At 67.5% G+C, this 20,234-nt stretch carries 26 protein-coding genes; 3 read left to right on the forward strand and 23 right to left on the reverse strand.

Annotation, left to right across the window (positions count from 1 at the left end):
- Positions 1–8: 8 nt before the first annotated feature.
- Positions 9–1,856 (reverse strand): glutamine--fructose-6-phosphate transaminase (isomerizing), encoded by a 1,848-nt coding sequence (gene glmS, locus ABZT74_RS19140; protein ID WP_355877064.1) that lies wholly within the window; start codon positions 1,854–1,856, stop codon positions 9–11.
- A gap of 168 nt (positions 1,857–2,024) precedes the next feature.
- Between glmS and coaA the strand changes: the two genes are divergently transcribed.
- Both coaA and ABZT74_RS19150 read left to right on the forward strand, forming a co-directional pair.
- Positions 2,025–3,014 carry a type I pantothenate kinase gene (coaA, locus tag ABZT74_RS19145; RefSeq protein ID WP_355877067.1) on the forward strand — a complete coding sequence of 330 codons (990 nt, stop codon included), beginning with the start codon at positions 2,025–2,027 and terminating at the stop codon, positions 3,012–3,014.
- Positions 3,015–3,030: 16 nt separating this feature from the next.
- Positions 3,031–3,969 carry a DUF389 domain-containing protein gene (locus ABZT74_RS19150; protein WP_356436327.1) on the forward strand — a complete coding sequence of 313 codons (939 nt, stop codon included), beginning with the start codon at positions 3,031–3,033 and terminating at the stop codon, positions 3,967–3,969.
- Positions 3,970–4,140: 171 nt separating this feature from the next.
- Here the strand turns inward: ABZT74_RS19150 and glmM are convergent, their stop codons facing one another.
- The 3 genes from glmM to rplM form a co-directional block, all read right to left on the reverse strand.
- Complete coding sequence (gene glmM / locus ABZT74_RS19155) at positions 4,141–5,499, reverse strand: phosphoglucosamine mutase (protein ID WP_355877074.1); 1,359 nt, start codon at positions 5,497–5,499, stop codon at positions 4,141–4,143.
- 195 nt (positions 5,500–5,694) lie between these two features.
- Positions 5,695–6,216: a 30S ribosomal protein S9 gene (gene rpsI / locus ABZT74_RS19160; RefSeq protein ID WP_081218905.1), complete on the reverse strand. Its 522-nt coding sequence runs from the start codon at positions 6,214–6,216 to the stop codon at positions 5,695–5,697.
- Between the two features lie 42 nt (positions 6,217–6,258).
- A complete protein-coding gene (gene rplM / locus ABZT74_RS19165) occupies positions 6,259–6,702 on the reverse strand; it encodes a 50S ribosomal protein L13 (protein ID WP_037626954.1) in 444 nt (147 codons plus the stop codon).
- Positions 6,703–7,499: 797 nt separating this feature from the next.
- On the opposite strand from rplM, the gene ABZT74_RS19170 reads away from it, so the two are divergent.
- On the forward strand, positions 7,500–8,387 hold the full coding sequence (locus ABZT74_RS19170) for a hypothetical protein (protein WP_355877079.1): 888 nt from the start codon (positions 7,500–7,502) through the stop codon (positions 8,385–8,387).
- A 45-nt stretch (positions 8,388–8,432) separates the two neighbouring features.
- Here the strand turns inward: ABZT74_RS19170 and truA are convergent, their stop codons facing one another.
- The 19 genes from truA to rplX form a co-directional block, all read right to left on the reverse strand.
- A complete protein-coding gene (gene truA, locus ABZT74_RS19175) occupies positions 8,433–9,299 on the reverse strand; it encodes a tRNA pseudouridine(38-40) synthase TruA (RefSeq protein ID WP_355877082.1) in 867 nt (288 codons plus the stop codon).
- Positions 9,300–9,390: 91 nt separating this feature from the next.
- Positions 9,391–9,888, reverse strand: a complete 498-nt coding sequence (gene rplQ, locus ABZT74_RS19180; protein WP_164375593.1) for a 50S ribosomal protein L17 — start codon at positions 9,886–9,888, stop codon at positions 9,391–9,393.
- 177 nt (positions 9,889–10,065) lie between these two features.
- Positions 10,066–11,088 carry a DNA-directed RNA polymerase subunit alpha gene (locus tag ABZT74_RS19185; protein ID WP_003966937.1) on the reverse strand — a complete coding sequence of 341 codons (1,023 nt, stop codon included), beginning with the start codon at positions 11,086–11,088 and terminating at the stop codon, positions 10,066–10,068.
- A gap of 126 nt (positions 11,089–11,214) precedes the next feature.
- Entirely contained in the window at positions 11,215–11,619 is a 405-nt protein-coding gene (rpsK, locus tag ABZT74_RS19190) for a 30S ribosomal protein S11 (protein WP_003956432.1), read from the reverse strand.
- A 69-nt stretch (positions 11,620–11,688) separates the two neighbouring features.
- Positions 11,689–12,069, reverse strand: a complete 381-nt coding sequence (gene rpsM / locus ABZT74_RS19195; protein ID WP_081218901.1) for a 30S ribosomal protein S13 — start codon at positions 12,067–12,069, stop codon at positions 11,689–11,691.
- Between the two features lie 217 nt (positions 12,070–12,286).
- Positions 12,287–12,400 carry a 50S ribosomal protein L36 gene (gene rpmJ, locus ABZT74_RS19200; protein ID WP_003998809.1) on the reverse strand — a complete coding sequence of 38 codons (114 nt, stop codon included), beginning with the start codon at positions 12,398–12,400 and terminating at the stop codon, positions 12,287–12,289.
- Between the two features lie 68 nt (positions 12,401–12,468).
- Entirely contained in the window at positions 12,469–12,690 is a 222-nt protein-coding gene (gene infA, locus ABZT74_RS19205) for a translation initiation factor IF-1 (RefSeq protein ID WP_003948620.1), read from the reverse strand.
- A 335-nt stretch (positions 12,691–13,025) separates the two neighbouring features.
- The gene (gene map, locus ABZT74_RS19210) at positions 13,026–13,865 is read right to left on the reverse strand and encodes a type I methionyl aminopeptidase (RefSeq protein ID WP_356178115.1); all 840 of its coding nucleotides are present in this window, start codon (positions 13,863–13,865) and stop codon (positions 13,026–13,028) included.
- A gap of 240 nt (positions 13,866–14,105) precedes the next feature.
- Entirely contained in the window at positions 14,106–14,762 is a 657-nt protein-coding gene (locus ABZT74_RS19215; RefSeq protein WP_355882004.1) for an adenylate kinase, read from the reverse strand.
- A complete protein-coding gene (secY, locus tag ABZT74_RS19220; RefSeq protein WP_355882007.1) occupies positions 14,762–16,075 on the reverse strand; it encodes a preprotein translocase subunit SecY in 1,314 nt (437 codons plus the stop codon). The genes ABZT74_RS19215 and secY overlap by 1 nt, the downstream gene beginning before the upstream one ends.
- A 241-nt stretch (positions 16,076–16,316) precedes the next feature.
- A complete protein-coding gene (rplO, locus tag ABZT74_RS19225) occupies positions 16,317–16,772 on the reverse strand; it encodes a 50S ribosomal protein L15 (protein WP_328831006.1) in 456 nt (151 codons plus the stop codon).
- A gap of 3 nt (positions 16,773–16,775) precedes the next feature.
- Positions 16,776–16,958 (reverse strand): 50S ribosomal protein L30, encoded by a 183-nt coding sequence (gene rpmD, locus ABZT74_RS19230; protein ID WP_055553514.1) that lies wholly within the window; start codon positions 16,956–16,958, stop codon positions 16,776–16,778.
- Positions 16,958–17,563: a 30S ribosomal protein S5 gene (gene rpsE / locus ABZT74_RS19235; protein ID WP_037694140.1), complete on the reverse strand. Its 606-nt coding sequence runs from the start codon at positions 17,561–17,563 to the stop codon at positions 16,958–16,960. Before rpsE ends, rpmD begins: the two co-directional genes overlap by 1 nt.
- A 41-nt stretch (positions 17,564–17,604) precedes the next feature.
- Positions 17,605–17,988 (reverse strand): 50S ribosomal protein L18, encoded by a 384-nt coding sequence (gene rplR, locus ABZT74_RS19240; RefSeq protein ID WP_081218896.1) that lies wholly within the window; start codon positions 17,986–17,988, stop codon positions 17,605–17,607.
- A 3-nt stretch (positions 17,989–17,991) separates the two neighbouring features.
- Complete coding sequence (gene rplF, locus ABZT74_RS19245; RefSeq protein ID WP_081218895.1) at positions 17,992–18,531, reverse strand: 50S ribosomal protein L6; 540 nt, start codon at positions 18,529–18,531, stop codon at positions 17,992–17,994.
- A 24-nt stretch (positions 18,532–18,555) separates the two neighbouring features.
- Complete coding sequence (rpsH, locus tag ABZT74_RS19250) at positions 18,556–18,954, reverse strand: 30S ribosomal protein S8 (protein WP_081218894.1); 399 nt, start codon at positions 18,952–18,954, stop codon at positions 18,556–18,558.
- Between the two features lie 208 nt (positions 18,955–19,162).
- Positions 19,163–19,348, reverse strand: coding sequence for a type Z 30S ribosomal protein S14 (locus tag ABZT74_RS19255; protein WP_003948630.1), 186 nt, complete (start codon positions 19,346–19,348; stop codon positions 19,163–19,165).
- 5 nt (positions 19,349–19,353) lie between these two features.
- Positions 19,354–19,911, reverse strand: coding sequence for a 50S ribosomal protein L5 (gene rplE, locus ABZT74_RS19260; protein WP_355882018.1), 558 nt, complete (start codon positions 19,909–19,911; stop codon positions 19,354–19,356).
- Positions 19,911–20,234 (reverse strand): 50S ribosomal protein L24, encoded by a 324-nt coding sequence (gene rplX / locus ABZT74_RS19265; RefSeq protein WP_081218892.1) that lies wholly within the window; start codon positions 20,232–20,234, stop codon positions 19,911–19,913. Before rplX ends, rplE begins: the two co-directional genes overlap by 1 nt.

Genomic DNA, 20,234 nt, shown 5'->3' on the forward strand with positions numbered 1-20,234 from the left:
CCGCGCGCTCACTCCACCGTCACCGACTTCGCCAGGTTCCTCGGCTGGTCCACCTCGTTGCCGCGGGCCGTCGCCAGTTCGCAGGCGAAGACCTGGAGGGGGACCGTCGAGACCAGCGGCTGGAGCAGGGTCGGGGTGGCCGGGACGCGGATCAGGTGGTCGGCGTACGGGACGACCGCCTCGTCGCCTTCCTCCGCGATGACGATCGTGCGGGCGCCCCGGGCCCGGATCTCCTGGATGTTGGAGACGATCTTGTCGTGCAGGACCGAGCGTCCGCGCGGCGACGGCGCGATGACCACCACCGGCAGGTCCTCCTCGATCAGCGCGATCGGCCCGTGCTTCAGCTCGCCCGCCGCGAACCCCTCGGCGTGCATGTACGCCAGCTCCTTGAGCTTCAGGGCCCCTTCGAGCGCGACGGGGTAGCCGACGTGCCGCCCGAGGAACAGCACCGTGTCCTTGTGGGCGAGGGAGCGCGCCAGCTCCCGTACCGGCTCCATCGTCTCCAGGACCCGCTCGACCTCGCGGGAGATGCGGGACAGCTCGCGGATCACCGCCTGGATCTCGTCGCCCCACTTGGTGCCGCGCACCTGGCCCAGATACAGCGCGACCAGGTAGCAGGCCACCAGCTGGGTGAGGAAGGCCTTGGTGGAGGCGACGGCGACCTCGGGGCCCGCGTGCGTGTAGAGCACCGCGTCGGACTCGCGCGGGATCGTCGAACCGTTCGTGTTGCAGATCGCCAGCACCTTGGCGCCCTGCTCGCGGGCGTGCCGCAGCGCCATCAGGGTGTCCATGGTCTCGCCGGACTGCGAGATCGCGACGACAAGGGTCTGCCGGTCCAGGATCGGGTCCCGGTAGCGGAACTCGCTGGCCAGCTCCACCTCGCACGGCATGCGTGTCCAGTGCTCGATGGCGTACTTGGCGATCAGACCGGCGTGGAAGGCCGTGCCGCAGGCGACGATGACGACCTTGTCGATCTCGCGCAGTGTCCGGACCGGGATGCGCACCTCGTCGAGGGAGAGCGAACCGGCCGCGTCGATCCGCCCGAGCAGGGTGTCGGCGACCGCCTTCGGCTGCTCGGCGATCTCCTTGAGCATGAAGTAGTCGTAGCCGCCCTTCTCCGCCGCCGACGCGTCCCAGTCGACGTGGTACGAGCGCACCTCGGCGGGGCTGCCGTCGAACCCGGTGACGACGACACCGTCCCGGCGCAGCTCGACGACCTGGTCCTGCCCCAGCTCGATCGCCGAGCGGGTGTGGGCGATGAACGCCGCGACGTCCGAGGCGAGGAACGCCTCGCCCTCGCCGACACCCACCACCAGCGGCGAGTTGCGGCGCGCGCCCACGACCACGTCCGGGTCGTCCGCGTCGACCGCGACCAGTGTGAACGCGCCCTCCAGGCGCCGGCACACCAGCCGCATCGCCTCCGCCAGGTCTCCGCACGAGGAGAACTCCTCGGCGAGCAGATGGGCGACCACCTCGGTGTCCGTCTCGGAGGTCAGGTCGTGGCCCCGCTCGGCCAGTTCGGCGCGGAGCGACGCGAAGTTCTCGATGATCCCGTTGTGGACGACGGCGACCCGGCCCGCGTTATCGAGGTGCGGATGCGCGTTGGCGTCCGTCGGCCCCCCGTGGGTGGCCCAGCGGGTGTGTCCGATCCCCGTCGTGCCGGCCGGCAGCGGCCGGTCGACCAGCTCCTTCTCCAGGTTGACCAGTTTCCCGGCCTTCTTCGCGGCGGCGAGCCCCCCGTCCGCCAGGACGGCGACACCCGCCGAGTCGTATCCCCGGTACTCCAGCCGCTTCAGTCCGGCCATCACCACGTCAAGCGCCGACTGCGACCCCACGTATCCCACGATTCCGCACATGGCGGCAGCGTACGGGCCGACGCCGTTCCGATACCGGCATTCCGTGCCCGATATCGGAAATTCCAGCCACCCTCCGCACCGGCCCGCGGCCCCCGCGAATCCACCGCGCGGCCCCCGGCGTGACGGACCCCACCCTCCATCCCGTCCATCCTCCCGTAACAATGGACTGTGATCTCTCCGGTCTCCTCGTCGCCGCGGAGCGCCCACCGGTCCAAGCCGGAGGCGACTCCCTACCTCGACCTCACCCGTGCCGAGTGGAGCGCGCTGCGCGAAAAGACGCCGCTCCCGCTGAACGCCGAGGAGGTCGAGAAGCTGCGCGGCCTGGGCGACGTCATCGACCTCGACGAGGTGCGGGACATCTACCTGCCCCTGTCCAGACTCCTGAACCTGTACGTCGGCGCGACGGACGGACTCAGAGGCGCCCTGAACACCTTCCTCGGTGAGAAGGGCTCCCAGGCGGGCACCCCGTTCGTCATAGGCGTCGCCGGTTCCGTGGCCGTCGGCAAGTCCACCGTCGCCCGGCTGCTCCAGGCGCTCCTCTCCCGCTGGCCCGAGCACCCCCGCGTCGAACTGGTCACCACGGACGGTTTCCTGCTCCCCACCGAGGAGCTCGAAGCGCGCGGCCTGATGTCCCGCAAGGGCTTCCCCGAGTCGTACGACCGGCGGGCCCTGACCCGCTTCGTCGCCGACATCAAGGCGGGCAAGGACGAGGTGACGGCCCCCGTCTACTCGCACCTGATCTACGACATCGTGCCCGGCCGGCGGCTGACGGTCCGCCGCCCCGACATCCTCATCGTCGAGGGCCTGAACGTGCTCCAGCCTGCCCTGCCCGGCAAGGACGGCCGCACCCGCGTCGGCCTCGCGGACTACTTCGACTTCAGCGTGTACGTCGACGCCCGCGCCGAGGACATCGAGCGCTGGTACCTGAACCGCTTCCGCAAGCTGCGCGCGACCGCCTTCCAGAACCCGGACTCGTACTTCCGCAAGTACACCCAGGTCTCCGAGGACGAGGCCCTCGACTACGCCCGCACGACCTGGCGCACCATCAACAAGCCCAACCTGCTGGAGAACGTGGCCCCCACCCGCGGCCGGGCGACCCTCGTCGTACGCAAGGGCCAGGACCACAAGGTGCAGCGCCTGAGCCTGCGCAAACTCTGACCACTACGCTGCGCCCATGCTGCATCTGCGCCTGATCACGCCCGCCGACCGGACCGACGACGTGGTGCGTCTCGTCGAGGGCACGGTCGGCACCGCCCACCTCGTCGTCCTGCCGGGAGCCGCCCGCAATCCGGTCGGGGACGTCGTGCTGTGCGACGTGGCGCGGGAGGCGGGCGACGAACTCATCGGCGGGCTGCGGGATCTGGGCATCGACCAGACCGGCTCGATCGCGGTGGACGACATCGACCTGTCCCTGTCGAGGCGTGCCGACAAGGCGGAGGCGGACGCCCCGGGCGAGGGCGCCGACGCGGTGCTGTGGGAGCACCTGGAGGACGCGACGCACGAGGAGTCGACGCTGTCGGTCACCTACGTCGCGTTCATCACGATCGCCACGATGATCGCGGCCTGCGGTGTCGTGCTCGACAACGCGGTGCTGATCGTGGGCGCCATGGCCGTGGGCCCGGAGTTCGGCCCGCTCGCCGGCCTGTGCACGGCCGTCGTCCAACGTGGCCCGCGGCTGGCGCTGCGCTCCCTGACGGCGCTGCTGGCCGGCTTCGCGATCGCCATGGCGGTGACGGTGCTCTTCAGCCTGTTCATGGACGGGGTGGGCCTGTTCACCGAGGCGCAGTTGGAGGGATCGCGCCCCAACACGGGCTTCGTGTACGCCCCGGACTGGTTCTCGTTCGTCGTCGCGGTCCTCGCGGGCGCGGCCGGGATGCTGTCGCTGACCTCGGCGAAGTCGGGGGCCCTGGTCGGTGTCGCGATCTCCGTGACGACCGTGCCGGCCGCGGCGAACGCCGCGGTGGCGCTGAGCTACGGCGACATGGGCCAGACCTGGGGCTCCACCAAGCAGCTGCTGTTCAACCTGCTCGGCATCGTCATCGCCGGCATTCTCACGCTGATGGCCCAGAAGTGGTTCTGGGCACTGCAGCGCGAACGCAAAGTCGCCGCCTAGAGCCCGCACGCCGTGAGGCCCGGCGCCCTGTCGGGCGCCGGGCCTCACGGCGTGGACGAGAAATTCCGAACGGGCCCAGGGCCTGTCTTCTGGATCATGCGGCGGGGCATGGGGCTCGACCCAGCCGACAACGCGTCGCACATCTGCGCCACCTGACCCGAACGAAAGGCCCTAGCCCAGTGCCGACTTCACGACGTCGGCCAGGCGCGCGGCCACCGAGCGGGCTTGCTCGATGTCGGCGGCCTCGACCATCACACGGACGAGCTGCTCCGTGCCGGAGGGGCGCAGCAGCACCCGCCCGGTGCTGCCGAGCTCCCGCTCCGCGTCACCGACGGCCGCGGCCAGCTCGGCGGAGGTCTTCACCCGCGTCCGGTCGACGTCCGGCACGTTGATGAGGACCTGCGGCAGGCGCTCCATGACCGAGGCGAGGTCGCGGAGCGTACGGCCGCTCTGCGCGACCCGGGCGGCCAGCATCAGGCCGGTCAGCGTGCCGTCGCCGGTGGTGGCGTGGTCGAGGACGATGACGTGCCCGGACTGCTCGCCGCCGAGGGCGTAGCCGTGCTGCTTCATCTCCTCCAGCACGTAGCGGTCACCGACCGCGGTCTGGACGAGGGCGAGGCCCTCCCGCTCCATGGCGATCTTGAAGCCCAGGTTGGACATGACCGTCGCGACGACGGTGTCGGAACGCAGTGCGGAACGCTCTCGCATCGCCAGCGCGAGGACGGCCAGGATCTGGTCGCCGTCGATCTCGTCGCCCGTGTGGTCCACGGCGAGGCAGCGGTCGGCGTCACCGTCGTGCGCGATGCCGAGGTCCGCGCCGTGCTCGACGACGGCGGCCTTGAGCAGTTCGAGGTGGGTGGAACCGCAGCCGTCGTTGATGTTCAGCCCGTCGGGCGCCGCGCCGATCGTGATGATCTCGGCACCGGCCCGCGTGAACGCCTCGGGCGAGACCCGGGAGGCCGCGCCGTGCGCCTCGTCGAGGACGACCTTCAGACCGTCGAGACGGTTCGGCAGCACCCCGATGAGGTGGGCGACGTACTGGTCGAAGCCCTGGTCGTAGGAGCTCACCCGGCCGACGCCGGCGCCGGTGGGGCGGTCCCAGGGGGCGCCGGTGCGGTGCTCCTCGTAGACGCCCTCGATACGGTCCTCCAGCTCGTCGGCGAGCTTGTGCCCGCCGCGGGCGAAGAACTTGATGCCGTTGTCGGGCATGGCGTTGTGGCTGGCGGAGAGCATCACGCCGAGGTCGGCGCCGAGCACGCCGGTGAGATACGCCACCGCGGGGGTGGGCAGCACACCGACCCGCAGGACGTCCACGCCCGCGCTGGCGAGGCCGGCGACCACGGCGGCCTCCAGGAACTCCCCGGACGCACGCGGATCCCGCCCGACCACCGCCACAGCCCGGTGGCCCTCGAAGGTTCCCGCCTCGGCGAGTACGTGCGCCGCCGCCACGGAGAGCCCGAGCGCGAGCTCGGCCGTCAGATCCGCGTTGGCGACACCGCGCACGCCGTCCGTGCCGAAGAGTCGTCCCACTTGTCCTCCTGAGGAAGCTTCAGAGTACGAAATTCCCCCCGAAGAATACGGAGGTCATCCGATCACATGAGCCTTTGAGCACCTTGTGCCGTTATACGCCCAGCGCTGTGATAAACGAACGCCCCAGCGGCACTGTGGCGTGCCGCCGGGGCGTTCGAAGCTACGCGTACGACGCGTACGAGCAGGCAGCGAAGCTTAACGCTTGCTGTACTGCGGAGCCTTGCGGGCCTTCTTGAGACCGGCCTTCTTGCGCTCGACCGCACGGTCGTCACGCTTGAGGTAACCGGCCTTCTTGAGGGCGGCGCGGTTGTTGTCCACGTCGGCCTCGTTCAGCGCGCGGGCCACGCCGAGGCGCAGGGCACCGGCCTGACCGGAGACGCCGCCACCCGAGATGCGGGCGATGACGTCGTAGCGGCCGTCCAGCTCGAGCACCTTGAAGGGCTCGTTGACTTCCTGCTGGTGGACCTTGTTCGGGAAGTAGTCCTCGAGCGTGCGCCCGTTGACCTTCCACTTGCCGGTGCCCGGGACGATCCGGACGCGGGCGATCGCGTTCTTGCGACGGCCCAGGCCGGCGGCCGGCTGCGGGTCGCCGAAGCGGCCCGCGAGCGACTCCGAGGTGTACTCGCCCTCGACGGGCACCTCGGACTCGGTGGTGTAGTTCTCGACGTCGACGAGCTCAGTCTCTTCGACCGGCTGCTCAACAGTGGTCTCGGCCACGATTCTCCTCAGATTTCTTTATGTCTTAGGGGGTGGCCGGAACTACTGCGCGACCTGGGTGATCTCGAACGGGACCGGCTGCTGCGCAGCGTGCGGGTGGTTCTCGCCCGCGTAGACCTTCAGCTTCGAGAGCACCTGGCGGCCCAGGGTGTTCTTGGGAACCATGCCCCGGATGGCCTTCTCGACGGCCTTCTCGGGGTTCTTCGCCAGCAGCTCGTCGTAACGGACGGAGCGCAGACCACCCGGGTAACCGGAGTGGCGGTACGCCAGCTTCTGGGTCTTCTTGTTGCCGGAAAGGTGCACCTTGTCCGCGTTGATGATGATGACGAAGTCACCAGCGTCGACGTGGGGGGCGTAGATCGGCTTGTGCTTGCCCCGCAGGATGTTCGCAGCAGTGGTCGCCAGACGACCCAGGACGACATCCTGGGCGTCGATGACGTACCACTGGCGAGTGATGTCGCCGGGCTTGGGGCTGTACGTACGCACGGTCGTAGCCTTCGCTTCTTCAGTGAGTGGGTCCTGACATGGCCACCACGGACGATCACGACAGCCCTGACCGCACTGCGGTGACGCATACCGCGTGCAGGTCGCTGGTCATCAGCCCCGGTGGACCGGTGTAAGGGCCCCTCACGTGAGAATGAGCAAGCCAATACACATAACAAACCGCTAGCTTACCCGCGGTGCCCCGGACGGGTCAAAACGCGAGGGATCACACCCTCGTGGCCCGTCGTACCCGTCGCTGTGCGACGAAGTGGCCGGGGCCGCGGAGTGCCTGTTTCCGGCGGTGCCGGAGCACCACCGCAGCAGTCGTCACCACCAGGATAAAGCAGTCCCGGAACGCACGTAGGGTCACCGGTTCCAGCCAGGGCCGGTCCACGCCGGGCACCTGCGGCACCAGAGCCGGCCAGAACCAGACCCCCCCCCCGGATCACCGACCCCCGATACGGCAGCCCCGCCGCCGCAGGAGAGCGCGACCGACTGGGCCGGGCACCCCGAGCCGGGACAGCACGGCCGGCACCAGCATCACCGCGGCCGGTCCCGGACACCGGCGCGCGAACACGAAGAGCGGCGCCTGTCCATCCCGCCGTCCGAACCGGCCCGTGCGACCCCCGCGACATGTGCGCAGAGCACCACCGTCGTCACCGTCCACGCATGCCAGGACGCCCGGCGTACCAACCACCCGGAGATGTCACTTTTGCCCGTCCGCCTTCAGATCACGCTAGGGGCTCAAGTCCCCGATGGACCGGAACGGCACCCCCCAACGCCCGTCTAAGATGCGGCGCATGAGTTATGGGCAGGGTGGGCAGGGGCAGGCCCCGTGGGACCCCTGGAAGCCGGGTTCTCAGCAACAGTCCCAGTGGGGTGGCCAGCCGGCCGGCGCGAGCCCCGACTGGGCCGCGCTGGCGGAGGCTTCCGAGACGCGCAACAGGCGCCGCAGGCTGCTGTTCATCGTGGGCGGCGCGGTGGCCACCGTGGCGGTCGGCGCCGCCGTCGCCATGGCCGTCGTGAACGCCAACGGCAGCAACCAGGCGTCCAACCAGCCGTCGAACCTGCCCGCCACCGCGGACATCCCGAGTTCCACGGAGCCGGCGCCGTCGTTCGAGCCGACCTCGGCTCCGCCGCCGCTGGATCCCAAGGAGTTCATATCCAGCGCGCGCAAGGACACGGCGCCGCTGAGCCCGGACATCCTCTTCCCCGGTACGCAGCTCACCATGGGCGACCGCGTCTACCGCAAGGGTCCGACGGCCGACACGAAGAACTGCGCCTCGGCCGCGAAGGGCACGCTCCCGTCGGTCCTCACCAAGGACGGCTGCACCCGCTTCCTGCGCGTCACCTACAGCAAGGACGGCGTCGCGGTCACGGTCGGTGTCGCGGTCTTCGACTCCGAGGCCAAGGCGACCAAGGCGAAGGCCGACGCGGACAAGAAGAGCATCATCGCCTCCCTGTCGGGCAACGGCGTCAAGTCCTTCTGCGACGCGGCCGTCTGCCGATCCACCACCAACGCCTATGGCCGCTACGCCTACTTCACCCTCGCCGGCTTCGGCAACGGCAAGGACGTGACGACGAAGGACACCGCGGTGTTCACGAGCGGCGACGACCTGGCCGAGTTCGCCTTCCGGCAGATCCGCCGCCGTGGCGAGGCCCAGGCCTCCGCGGCCGCCGGGCAGTAACTCCCCCCGTACGGCGGCCGGGTGCGCCCCGGCCGCCTCCGGTGGTCAGCAGCCCGCGCAGCCGGACGCCCCCGGCAGCGTCCGCTTGTTCCGGGCCTCCTTGCTCCGCGCGGCCAGCAACTCGTCGGCGGGATAACCCACTTCCTCCAGCGTCAGCCCGTGCGGACGTACGACGTGGACGGCCGAGTCCCGTACGCCGGCGGCCAGCACCTTCCCGGGCCACTCGGGTCCGCGGTGCCCGTCCCCCACGAACAGCAGGGCGCCGATCAGTGAGCGCACCATGTTGTGGCAGAACGCGTCGGCCCGCACGGTGGCGGTGATGACGCCGTCCGCGCCCCGCACCAGGCTCAGTTCCTGGAGCGTACGGATCGTCGTCGCACCCTCGCGCTTCTTGCAGTACGCGGCGAAGTCGTGCTCCCCCAGCAGCCCTTCGGCGGCCCGGTTCATGGCGTCGACGTCCAACGGCCAGTCGTGCCAAAGGACATGACTGCGCAGTAGCGGATCGACACCACCGGGTTCATCGGTGACGCGGTAGGCGTAACGCCGCCAGACGGCCGAGAAGCGCGCGTTGAACCCCGCGGGCGCCTCGGTGAGCGACCACACCCGTACGTCCTTCTCCAGCCGCCCGGCGAGCCGCTTCAGCAGCTTCTCGCGGTGCTCCGCCCACACGTCCTCGGGCAGATCGACGTGGGCCACCTGGCCACGCGCGTGCACCCCGGCGTCCGTCCGCCCGGCCACGGTCAGCTCGTAGGTGGTGTCCTTCGTCCGTGTCACCGTCCGCAGCGCGGCCTCGATGTCACCCTGGACGGTCCTGCGGCCGCTGGCCTGCTTCGCCCACCCGGAGAACCCGCTCCCGTCGTAGGACAGGTCCATCCGTACCCGTACGAACCCGGGCTCTGCTTCGTCACTCACTCGTGGATCCTCTCAAGCCCGGCTCACCCGCCGGAACGCGAAAGCGGGCCCGCCCCCGAAGGGACGGACCCGCTCACAGCGAGGCAGTGCCTCAGGCGTCCTTCGACTCCTCGGCGGGAGCCTCGGTGGCGTCCTCGACCTTGGTGTCCTCGACCTTGGCCGGAGCCTCGGCGTCCTTGGCGGAACGCTTGGTCGCGGCCTCGGCCTCACCGGTGGCCTGCTGGGCCACGGTCAGGGCCTCGACCAGCTCGATGACAGCCATGGGCGCGTTGTCGCCACGACGGTTACCGATCTTGGTGATACGCGTGTAGCCACCCGGGCGGTTCTCGTAGCGCGGGCCGATCTCGGTGAAGAGCGTGTGCACGATGCTCTTGTCCGTGATCACCGAGAGCACCTGACGGCGGTTGTGAAGGTCACCCTTCTTCGCCTTGGTGACCAGACGCTCGGCGTAGGGACGCAGGCGACGGGCCTTGGCCTCGGTGGTGGTGATGCGGCCGTGCTCGAAGAGCGACTTCGCGAGGTTCGCGAGGAGCAGCTTCTCGTGCGCGGCGCTGCCGCCCAGACGGGCACCCTTGGCAGGCTTCGGCATGGTGTTTCTCCTAGGTGTCTGCTCCGGCCGTACCAGGTACCGAAGTCAGTGTCCGAGCGGGCGATTGCCCGTCGAAGATCCGGACACGCCCCGAAGGGGCGGTTCGGAAGGGGCGCGGGGAACTGCGCGATCAGCCGCAGCGACCCGCACCCAAGAACCGGCGAGCGGTTCCGAGCCTTAGTACTGCTCGGTCTCGACGAAGCCGGCGTCCGCGTCGTCGTCGGCGCCGAAGGCGTCGGCGGCGGCGGTCGGGTCGAATCCGGGCGGGCTGTCCTTGAGGGCCAGGCCCATGCCGGCCAGCTTCGCCTTGACCTCGTCGATGGACTTCGCACCGAAGTTGCGGATGTCCAGGAGGTCGGCCTCGGAGCGGGCGACGAGCTCACCCACGGAGTGGATGCCCTCACGCTTGAGGCAGTTGTACGACCGAACGGTGAGCTCGAGCTCCTCGATCGGCAGGGCGAGATCAGCGGCGAGGGCGGCGTCCGTGGGGGACGGGCCCATGTCGATGCCCTCGGCGTCGATGTTGAGCTCGCGCGCCAGACCGAACAGCTCGACCAGGGTCTTACCGGCCGACGCCATGGCGTCACGGGGACGCATGGCCTGCTTGGTCTCGACGTCGACGATCAGCTTGTCGAAGTCGGTGCGCTGCTCGACACGCGTCGCCTCGACCTTGTACGTGACCTTCAGCACCGGCGAGTAGATCGAGTCGACCGGGATGCGCCCGATCTCCTGACCGACCTGCTTGTTCTGAACGGCGGAGACGTAGCCGCGACCGCGCTCGACGGTCAGCTCCATCTCCAGCTTGCCCTTGCCGTTGAGCGTGGCGAGGACGAGGTCGGGGTTGTGCACCTCGACACCGGCCGGGGGCGCGATGTCGGCGGCGGTGACCAGACCCGGGCCCTGCTTGCGCAGGTACATCACGACCGGCTCGTCGTGCTCCGAGGAGACGACCAGCTGCTTGATGTTGAGGATCAGGTCAGTGACGTCCTCCTTGACGCCCGGCACGGTGGTGAACTCGTGCAGGACACCGTCGATCCGGATGCTGGTGACAGCGGCGCCGGGAATCGAGGAGAGGAGCGTGCGGCGAAGAGAGTTGCCGAGGGTGTAGCCGAAGCCCGGCTCCAGCGGCTCGATCACGAACCGGGAGCGGAATTCGTCGACGACCTCTTCGGTCAACGAGGGACGCTGAGCGATCAGCATGGTGTGAATCCTTCAGTCATGGACGCCCGCTATTTGACGCCCTGCTGTTACTGCAAGGGTACGGGCGGCACCCCTCCGAGGAGACGTACCGCCCGAAAGCCCGGTCAGACGCGAGACAACCGTGCGTCAGACGCGGCGGCGCTTGGGCGGACGGCAGCCGTTGTGCGGGGTGGGGGTGACGTCCTGGATCGAGCCGACCTCGAGGCCCGTGGCCTGGAGGGAGCGGATCGCGGTCTCACGGCCGGAGCCGGGACCCTTGACGAACACGTCCACCTTGCGCATGCCGTGCTCCTGCGCGCGACGGGCAGCCGACTCGGCGGCCATCTGCGCGGCGAACGGAGTGGACTTGCGCGAGCCCTTGAAGCCGACGTGGCCGGCGGAGGCCCAGGAGATCACGTTGCCCGAGGGGTCCGTGATCGAGACGATCGTGTTGTTGAACGTGCTCTTGATGTGCGCGTGGCCGTGAGCGACGTTCTTCTTTTCCTTGCGGCGCACCTTCTTGGCAGCGCCCTGACGACCCTTGGGGGGCATCTATTTCTCCTACGGGGAGGTGGTCGGTCCTACAGCGAAGACCGCTGGTGAAGCGTTGTCCGCTGAGGACTACTTCTTGCCCGGCTTCTTCTTGCCGGCGATCGCGCGACGCGGGCCCTTGCGGGTACGAGCGTTCGTGCTGGTGCGCTGACCGTGCACAGGCAGGCCACGACGGTGGCGGATGCCCTGGTAGCAGCCGATCTCGATCTTCCGGCGAATGTCGCCCTGGATCTCGCGACGGAGGTCACCCTCGGTCTTGATGTTGGCGTCCACGTACTCGCGGATCTTGACCAGCTCCTCCTCGGAGAGGTCACGAACGCGGGTGTTGGGGTTCACGCCGGTCTCGGCCAGCGTCAGCTGGGAAAGCGTCCGGCCGATGCCGAACACGTAGGTGAGGGCGACCTCCACACGCTTTTCGCGCGGGATGTCAACACCGGAAACGCGTGCCATTCAATGGCTCCAGTTGTCGTTCGGAGGTCTTCCACAGAACCGGATCCCGCCCGCCGTCGTCCTCTGATCCGTGGATCGAGAAGTCGGTACGAACCGGGTCCCCGGCCTCCGACCGGGGGTGTCAGGCCTGACGCAGGTCAGCCCTGGGTTCCGCGTATGAACATGTACTGCTTGCGTCGCGCGAAGTATCTGCGGGTGCAGAAGGTGCGGTCGTGCGTCAGCCCTGGCGCTGCTTGTGGCGCGGGTTTTCGCAGATGACCATGACCCGACCGTGACGGCGGATCACCCTGCACTTGTCGCAGATCTTCTTGACGCTCGGCTTGACCTTCATTAGGTGAGGTTCTCCGGGTCAGTGCCACCCCCCGCGTCCCGGAACGGGAACACGGAGCAAGGCAAGATCTACTTGTACCGGTAGACGATCCGGCCACGCGTCAGGTCGTACGGAGACAACTCCACCACGACCCGGTCGTCAGGGAGGATACGGATGTAGTGCATACGCATCTTGCCGCTGATGTGAGCCAGGACCTGGTGGCCGTTCTGGAGCTCCACCTTGAACATGGCGTTCGGAAGAGACTCGACGACAGTGCCTTCGATCTCGATGGCACCTTGCTTCTTGGCCACGCTTCGCCCTTCGAATCGACTACCTTGATCGACTCCGCACGAACCGCATGCAGACATGCGGGTGCACGAGAGCCGACGAGTCAGTCTACGTCAGGGCTCTCGGAAAGACGAATTCGTCTCCGGCGTCCTCCGCCACTCATGACGATGCCCCACCCGTCGGCGTGATATGCGCGAGGAGCAGGGCGGACCGGTGACACACGGTCGGCTGGAAGGGGTGGCGCGGCGGTGAGCCGAACGCCACAGCGACAGGGGAGACGCGAGGAGAGACAAGAGGAGAGAGGGGAACGCGAGACAGATCCTAAGGGATCTTGCTCGCGTTCCGCACCGCGGTCGCCTCAGCCGGCCAGGGGGTCCGGAGCCGTCGTGATCCCGAACTCGGCGAGCTTCGCCTTGCCACCGTCGGGTGCCGTCAGGACGAGAGGCCCCTCCTCCGTCAGCGCCACGGAGTGCTCCCAGTGCGAGGACCAGGTCCCGTCCGTGGTGATGACGGTCCAGTCGTCCTCCAGGACCTCGGTCCGCGGTGTGCCGAGGGACACCATCGGCTCGATCGCGAGGCAGAACCCGGGGACCAGCTTCGGACCCTTGCCGCGCTTGCGCTCGACGTAGTTCAGCAGGTGCGGGTCCATGTGCATCTCGGTGCCGATGCCGTGGCCGCCGTAGTCCTCGACGATCCCGTACTTGCCGCCGCCCGGCTTGGGCTGCCGGCGGATGTACGTCTCGATGGCCCGGGACACGTCCACCAGCCGGTTGCCCAGCTTCATGGCCGCGATGCCCGCCCACATCGACTCCTCGGTCACCCGGGAGAGCTCGACCAGCTCCGGAGCGTGGCCGGAGCCCACGAACGCGGTGAACGCGGCGTCGCCGTGCCAGCCGTCCACGATCGCTCCGGCGTCGATGGAGATGATGTCGCCGTCCTTCAGGACGGTCTTGTCGTCCGGGATGCCGTGGACGACGACCTCGTTCACCGAGGTGCAGATCGTCGCGGGGAAACCGCCGTACCCGAGGAAGTTCGGCTTGGCGCCGTGCTCGGCGAGAACCTTGCGCGCGACCTCGTCCAGATCCCGGGTCGTCGCACCGGGCACGGCCGCCTCACGCGTGGCCGCATGAATGGCGGCGACGACCAGCCCCGCCTCACGCATCTTGGCGATCTGCTCGGGGGTCTTGATCTGCACCATGGTGGCTGCGGCCTTTCTGGACCGGGACGACGGACTGTCTCAACGAGGAACTACCCCAACGATACGGGGACCGGCCCCCACCCCGCCCGGGGCCTTGGACCTCTCCCCGCACAGGGCTCACGGCCCTCCCCCGTCGCGCACGTCGGCCGCGGCACCCTCTTCGGGTGCCGCGGCCGATGCGACGTACTGCTTCACACGCCCGCGGTGCACGTGCACCGCCGAGCGGATCCCGCACGAGACCTAGGCACCCTCGCGGGACAGCGCCTCCATGGCGCGGGCCGTGACCTCTTCCACCTTGCCGAGCGCCAGGATCGTGACGACCAGGCTCTGGGCCCGGTAGTAGTCGATGATCGGCTCGGTCTGCGTGTGGTAGACCTCCAGGCGCTTGCGGACGGTCTCCTCGGAGTCGTCGTCGCGCTGGTACAGCTCGCCGCCGCAGACGTCACAGACGCCCTCCTGCTTAGGCGCCTTGTACGACACGTGGAACACGTGCGCCGAGTCGTTGCGGCAGATGCGACGGCCCGCGATACGGCGGACCACCTCGTCCTCGGGGACCTCCAGGTCCAGCACAGCGTCCAGCTTCATGCCCTCGGTGCTCAGCATCTCGTCGAGCGCCTCGGCCTGCGAGACGTTGCGCGGGAAGCCGTCGAGCAAGAAGCCGTTCTCCGCGTCGGGCTGCTCCATGCGGTCCTTGGCCATGGCGATGGTGACCTCGTCGGGTACCAGATCGCCCTTGTCCATGTAGGACTTCGCCAGCTTGCCCAGTTCCGTCTGCCGACTGATGTTGGCGCGGAACAGGTCGCCCGTGGAGATGTGCGGGATCCCCAGGTTCTTGGCGAGGAACGCAGCCTGCGTTCCCTTGCCGGCACCGGGCGGCCCGACGAGGACGATTCGCATCAGCGGAGGAACCCTTCGTAATTGCGCTGCTGAAGCTGACTCTCGATCTGCTTCACCGTCTCGAGGCCGACACCCACGATGATCAGGATGCTTGTGCCACCGAACGGGAAGTTCTGGTTTGCCCCGAAACCTACCAACGCCACTGTCGGTACGAGAGCGATCAGCCCCAGATACAGCGAACCCGGCCAGGTGATCCGGTTGAGTACGTAACTGAGGTACTCAGCGGTCGGCCGGCCAGCCCGGATGCCCGGGATGAAGCCACCATACTTCTTCATGTTGTCGGCTACTTCCTCGGGGTTGAACGAGATCGCCACGTAGAAGAACGCGAAGAAAACGATCAGAAGGAAGTACATCGCGATGTAAACCGGGTGGTCACCCTTGGTCAGGTTGTTCGTGATCCACGTCTTCCACTCCGAATTGCCCTTGGAGAACTGGGCGATGAGGCTCGGGATGTAGAGCAGCGACGAGGCGAAGATGACAGGGATCACACCTGCCTGGTTGACCTTCAACGGAATGTAGGTCGACGTGCCACCGTACGAACGGCGGCCGATCATGCGCTTCGCGTACTGGACCGGGATCCGCCGCTGCGCCTGCTCGACGAAGACCACCAGGCCGACCATGAACAGGCCCACCAGGATCACCGTGCCGAACTCGATCCAGCCGTCCGCCAGCTTGCCCTGGATCTTGACGGTCCACAGGGCGCTCGGGAAGGTCGCGGCGATCGAGATGAACATGAGGATCGACATGCCGTTGCCGATGCCGCGGTCGGTGATGAGCTCACCGAGCCACATGACGACGCAGGTACCGGCGGTCATCGTGATGACCATCGTGATCGTGGTGAAGATCGACTGATTCGGCACGATCTGATTGCCCACGGGGCAGCCGGAGAAGAGCGCGCCGCTGCGGGCGGTGGCCACCAGGCCCGTGCCCTGCAGGATGGCGAGCGCGACCGTCAGATAACGCGTGTACTGCGTGATCTTCGCGGTGCCGGCCGAGCCCTCCTTCTTGAGGGCTTCCAGGCGCGGAATGACCACGGTCAGCAGCTGCAGGATGATGCTCGCCGTGATGTACGGCATGATCCCGAGCGCGAAGATGGTGATCTGCAGCAGCGCGCCGCCACTGAACATGTTGATCAGGCTGAACAGCCCGCGGTTCTTGTCGGCCACGTCCATACACGTCTGGACGTTCTTGTAGTCCACGCCGGGGATCGGAATGTGGGTACCGACCCGGTAGACCACGATGATGGCCAGCGTGAAGAGCAGCTTCTTGCGCAGGTCGGGCGTCCTGAACGCCCGGGCGAACGCGGTGAGCACGGTGCCTCCTGCGACCCCCGCGCTACTGCGTCAGAGGTGACGGTCTTGAGGTTCGACGGATGACTGACAGCTAACCAACAGTCAAAGCCCGCCCGGAGTTCCCTTGAGGCACACCAGACGAAAATTAACAGTGCAGTGCACCTTACCGGCGACACTGCCCCCCTAGGAACGACCAACCGGGGATGCCCCTTTTGTGGGGCATCCCCGGTCGGGATCGCTCATGTCATCGAGGTGTCTGAAATCAGACGAGCTCGGTGACGGTGCCGCCGGCGGCGGTGATCTTCTCCTTGGCGGAGCCGGAGACGGCGTCGACCGTCACCTGCAGCGCCACGGAGATCTCGCCCTGGCCGAGGACCTTGACGAGGCTGTTCTTGCGAACGGCACCCTTGGCGACGAGACCCTCGACGGTGACTTCGCCACCGTCCGGGTACAGCGCGCCCAGCTTGTCGAGGTTCACGACCTGGAACTCGGTCTTGAACGGGTTACGGAAGCCCTTCAGCTTCGGAAGGCGCATGTGGAGGGGCATCTGGCCACCCTCGAAACGCTCCGGAACCTGGTAACGAGCCTTCGTGCCCTTGGTACCACGACCAGCCGTCTTACCCTTCGACGCCTCACCACGACCAACACGGGTCTTGGCGGTCTTGGCGCCCGGGGCGGGACGAAGGTTGTGGATCTTGAGCGGGTTGTTCTCCGCCATGATCTAGTCGACCTCCTCGACCGTCACGAGGTGGCGGACGGTGTGAACCATTCCGCGGAACTCGGGGCGGTCCTCCTTGACGACCTGCGTGTTGATGCCCTTGAGACCAAGGGAACGCAGGGTGTCACGGTGGTTCTGCTTGCTGCCGATGTACGACTTCGTCTGCGTGACCTTGAGGCGAGCCATTACGCACCCGCCCCTGCACGCGCCCGAAGGAGAGCCGCGGGGGCGACGTCCTCGAGGGGCAGACCACGGCGAGCCGCGATCTCCTCGGGACGCTGCAGACCCTTGAGGGCCGCCACGGTCGCGTGCACGATGTTGATCGCGTTGGACGAGCCGAGCGACTTCGACAGGATGTCGTGCACGCCGGCGCACTCCAGGACAGCTCGCACCGGGCCACCGGCGATAACGCCGGTACCGGGGGAAGCAGGCTTGAGCAGGACGACGCCCGCAGCCTTCTCGCCCGTGATCGGGTGCGGGATGGTGCCCTGGATACGGGGGACCTTGAAGAAGTGCTTCTTGGCCTCTTCAACACCCTTGGCGATCGCGGCCGGCACCTCCTTGGCCTTGCCGTAACCGACACCGACGGTGCCGTCACCATCGCCCACCACGACCAGCGCGGTGAAGCTGAAGCGACGACCACCCTTCACAACCTTGGCGACGCGGTTGATCGCGACAACGCGCTCAACGTACGCGGTCTTCTCGGCAGCAGCTGCGCCGCCGTCACGGCCCTTCCGGTCCCGCCGCTCGCCGCCACCGGCACCGCCACCGCGGCGCTGGGGTCCAGCCATTGGAATTACCTCTCTCTGTTTCCGCTAGCTACGGAACCGACTCAGAACTTGAGTCCGGCTTCGCGGGCGGCGTCCGCCAGGGCGGCAATGCGCCCGGCGTACTGGTTTCCACCACGGTCGAATACGACAGCCTCGACACCGGCGGCCTTGGCGCGCTCGGCGACAAGAGCGCCGACCGACTTCGCCTGGGCCGACTTGTCGTTCTCGCCGCCGCGGATCGTCGTGTCCAGGGTCGACGCCGACGCCAGGGTGTGACCCTTAACGTCGTCGATGACCTGGGCCACGATGTGGCGGTTGGAACGCGTCACGACCAGGCGCGGACGCTCAGCCGTACCCGAGATGTGCTTACGGATCCGGATGTGACGACGCTTGATGGCAGCACGCTTGTAAGCGTCGCCCTTAGCAATCTTGACACCGTATGCCATGGCTTACTTACCCGCCTTTCCGACCTTGCGGCGGATGACTTCGCCTTCGTACTTGACGCCCTTGGCCTTGTACGGGTCGGGCTTGCGCAGCTTGCGGATGTTGGCCGCAACCTCTCCGACCTTCTGCTTGTCGATGCCCTCGACCGAGAAGTGCGTCGGGTTCTCGACCTTGAACGAGATGCCCTCGGGCGCCTCGACCGTGATCGAGTGGCTGTAGCCGAGCGAGAACTCCAGGTTGGAGCCCTTCGCCAGGACGCGGTAACCGACACCGCTGATTTCGAGCTTCTTCACGTAACCCGTGGTCACGCCGGTGATCATGTTCGCCACCAGCGTGCGGGACAGGCCGTGGAGGGCCTTGTTCTGACGCTCGTCGTTCGGGCGGGTGACATTGAGAATGCCGTCCTCACCCTTGGCGACCTCGATCGGCGCCGCGACGGTGTGGGAGAGGGCGCCCTTGGGGCCCTTCACCTGGACCGTACGGCCGTCGATGGTGACGTCCACGCCGGCGGGAACCGTGATGGGGAGCTTGCCAATACGCGACATAGCTGTTTCCTCCGTTCCCTTCCGCTACCAGACGTAGGCGAGAACTTCTCCGCCTACGCCCTTCTTGCCGGCCTGCTGTCCAGTGAGGAGACCGTGCGACGTGGAGATGATCGCCACGCCGAGGCCACCGAGCACCTTGGGCAGGGAGGTGGACTTCGCGTACACACGCAGACCAGGCTTCGAGATCCGCTTGATGCCCGCAATGGAGCGCTCACGGTTCGGGCCGAACTTCAGCTCGAGGACGAGCTTCTTGCCGACCTCGGCGTCCTCGACCTTCCAGCCGGTGATGAAGCCCTCCTGCTGGAGGATCTCTGCGATGTGCGACTTGATCTTGCTGTGCGGCATCGCGACATCGTCGTGGTACGCCGAGTTCGCGTTACGCAGACGAGTAAGCATGTCTGCGATGGGATCAGTCATGGTCATGAATTGGCCTTCGGCCTCTCTCGCCGGGGTTTCCTGTATGCGCCATCCCTCTCCCCACTCAGTGGCGGGACGGGTGCGGTGCGGGGACCTACGGCGTAGTAAGTCGTACGGGCGTCAGGCGCCCAACCCTCCTAGCCTAAGGCATGGAGAGGTGGGCACCTGACAGAGCCCTTTACTTACCGAGAGCCCTGGAATCCCTTGTCGGGGACTACCAGGAGCTCTTGGTCACGCCCGGCAGCTCGCCACGGTGAGCCATCTCACGAAGGCAGACGCGGCACAGGCCGAACTTGCGGTACACGGAGTGCGGACGACCGCAGCGCTGGCAGCGCGTGTAGCCACGCACACCGAACTTGGGCTTACGAGCAGCCTTGGCAATCAGAGCCTTCTTCGCCATCTCGCTTACGCCTCCTTGAAGGGGAAGCCGAGGTGACGGAGAAGGGCGCGGCCCTCAGCGTCGTTGGTCGCCGTGGTGACCACGGTGATGTCCATACCCCGGACGCGGTCGATCTTGTCCTGGTCGATCTCGTGGAACATGACCTGCTCCGTGAGACCGAAGGTGTAGTTGCCACGGCCGTCGAACTGCTTGGGGGACAGACCACGGAAGTCGCGGATGCGCGGAAGCGCGAGCGACAGGGTGCGGTCCAGGAACTCCCACATGCGGTCGCCACGGAGGGTGACGTGCGCACCGATCGGCTGACCCTCGCGCAGCTTGAACTGCGCGATGGACTTCCGGGCCTTGGTGATGGCCGGCTTCTGACCGGTGATGGTGGTCAGGTCACGGACGGCACCGTCCATGAGCTTCGAGTCACGGGCGGCGTCGCCGACACCCATGTTGACCACGATCTTGACGAGGCCGGGGATCTGCATGACGTTCTCGTAGGAGAACTCCTCGTGCAGCTTGCCCGCGATCTCCTCGCGGTACTTCGTCTTGAGACGCGGAGTGGTGGTGGTAGCCATCAGATGTCCTCACCCGTCCGCTTGGCAACGCGGATCTTGTTGCCCTCGTCGTCGAAGCGGTAACCGACGCGCGTGACGACCTTGTCGCCGTCCTTCTCAACGACCAGCTGGACGTTGGAGACGTGGACGGGCGCCTCGGTCGTGACGATGCCACCAGCCTGCGAACCCTTTGCGGTCGGGCCGGCCTTCGTGTGCTTCTTGACCCGGTTGACACCCTCGACCAGGACGCGCTCGTCGCGCGGGTAAGCGGCAATGACCTTGCCCTGCTTGCCCTTGTCCTTACCGGTGATGACCTGAACCAGGTCGCCCTTCTTGATCTTCAT

The organism is Streptomyces sp. NPDC005302 (assembly GCF_040607345.1).
GTDB lineage: Bacteria > Actinomycetota > Actinomycetes > Streptomycetales > Streptomycetaceae > Streptomyces.

Coding starts and splice junctions, on each gene's coding strand:
- glmS (WP_355877064.1), bottom strand. CDS start 1,856: ATGTGCGGAATCGTGGGATACGTGGGGTCGCAGTCGGCGCTTGACGTG.
- ABZT74_RS19150 (WP_356436327.1), top strand. CDS start 3,031: ATGCTGCATCTGCGCCTGATCACGCCCGCCGACCGGACCGACGACGTG.
- ABZT74_RS19170 (WP_355877079.1), top strand. CDS start 7,500: ATGAGTTATGGGCAGGGTGGGCAGGGGCAGGCCCCGTGGGACCCCTGG.
- rplQ (WP_164375593.1), bottom strand. CDS start 9,888: ATGCCGAAGCCTGCCAAGGGTGCCCGTCTGGGCGGCAGCGCCGCGCAC.
- ABZT74_RS19185 (WP_003966937.1), bottom strand. CDS start 11,088: ATGCTGATCGCTCAGCGTCCCTCGTTGACCGAAGAGGTCGTCGACGAA.
- rpsK (WP_003956432.1), bottom strand. CDS start 11,619: ATGCCCCCCAAGGGTCGTCAGGGCGCTGCCAAGAAGGTGCGCCGCAAG.
- rpsM (WP_081218901.1), bottom strand. CDS start 12,069: ATGGCACGCGTTTCCGGTGTTGACATCCCGCGCGAAAAGCGTGTGGAG.
- rpmJ (WP_003998809.1), bottom strand. CDS start 12,400: ATGAAGGTCAAGCCGAGCGTCAAGAAGATCTGCGACAAGTGCAGGGTG.
- map (WP_356178115.1), bottom strand. CDS start 13,865: ATGGTGCAGATCAAGACCCCCGAGCAGATCGCCAAGATGCGTGAGGCG.
- ABZT74_RS19215 (WP_355882004.1), bottom strand. CDS start 14,762: ATGCGAATCGTCCTCGTCGGGCCGCCCGGTGCCGGCAAGGGAACGCAG.
- rplO (WP_328831006.1), bottom strand. CDS start 16,772: ATGGCGGAGAACAACCCGCTCAAGATCCACAACCTTCGTCCCGCCCCG.
- rpmD (WP_055553514.1), bottom strand. CDS start 16,958: ATGGCTCGCCTCAAGGTCACGCAGACGAAGTCGTACATCGGCAGCAAG.
- rpsE (WP_037694140.1), bottom strand. CDS start 17,563: ATGGCTGGACCCCAGCGCCGCGGTGGCGGTGCCGGTGGCGGCGAGCGG.
- rplR (WP_081218896.1), bottom strand. CDS start 17,988: ATGGCATACGGTGTCAAGATTGCTAAGGGCGACGCTTACAAGCGTGCT.
- rplF (WP_081218895.1), bottom strand. CDS start 18,531: ATGTCGCGTATTGGCAAGCTCCCCATCACGGTTCCCGCCGGCGTGGAC.
- rpsH (WP_081218894.1), bottom strand. CDS start 18,954: ATGACCATGACTGATCCCATCGCAGACATGCTTACTCGTCTGCGTAAC.
- ABZT74_RS19255 (WP_003948630.1), bottom strand. CDS start 19,348: ATGGCGAAGAAGGCTCTGATTGCCAAGGCTGCTCGTAAGCCCAAGTTC.
- rplE (WP_355882018.1), bottom strand. CDS start 19,911: ATGGCTACCACCACCACTCCGCGTCTCAAGACGAAGTACCGCGAGGAG.
- rplX (WP_081218892.1), bottom strand. CDS start 20,234: ATGAAGATCAAGAAGGGCGACCTGGTTCAGGTCATCACCGGTAAGGAC.